Source organism: Pseudomonas sp. YuFO20, from assembly GCF_035064975.1.
GTDB classification, from domain to species: Bacteria; Pseudomonadota; Gammaproteobacteria; order Pseudomonadales; family Pseudomonadaceae; genus Aquipseudomonas; species Aquipseudomonas putida_AE.
Genome location: NZ_JAXDEO010000206.1, coordinates 1 through 386, shown reverse-complemented (window position 1 = coordinate 386; position 386 = coordinate 1). Strand labels below are relative to the sequence as shown.

1 protein-coding gene is annotated in these 386 nt (G+C 67.6%); it reads left to right on the top strand.

Annotated features, from left to right (window positions below; genetic code table 11):
* On the top strand, positions 1-386 hold a 386-nt coding region (locus tag SOP85_RS31280; RefSeq protein WP_442967971.1), incomplete at both ends, for an AAA family ATPase.

The window sequence follows — 386 nt, the reverse complement described above, 5'->3', positions numbered from 1 at the left end:
TGTTCTCCGCGCCGGAAGCCAAGGCGGTCGGACGCGTCGTCGCCGTCGTCGGCGCCAAGGGCGGCGTCGGCGCCTCGACGATCGCGCACAATGTCGCCTGGGCGATCGCCCGCGATCTGGCGCTCGATTCGGTGGTCGCCGATCTCGACCTTGCGTTCGGCACCGCCGGCCTCAACTACAACCAGGATCCGGCGCAGGGCATCGCGGATGCCGTCTTCTCCCCGGACAGCGTCGATACCGCCTTCGTCGACCGCCTGCTGTCGAAATGCACCGACCATCTGAGCCTGCTGGCGGCGCCGGCCACGCTCGACAAGGTCTACGATTTCGGCGCCGAAGCGTTCGATGCGATCTTCGATACGCTGCGCACCACGATGCCCTGCATCGTG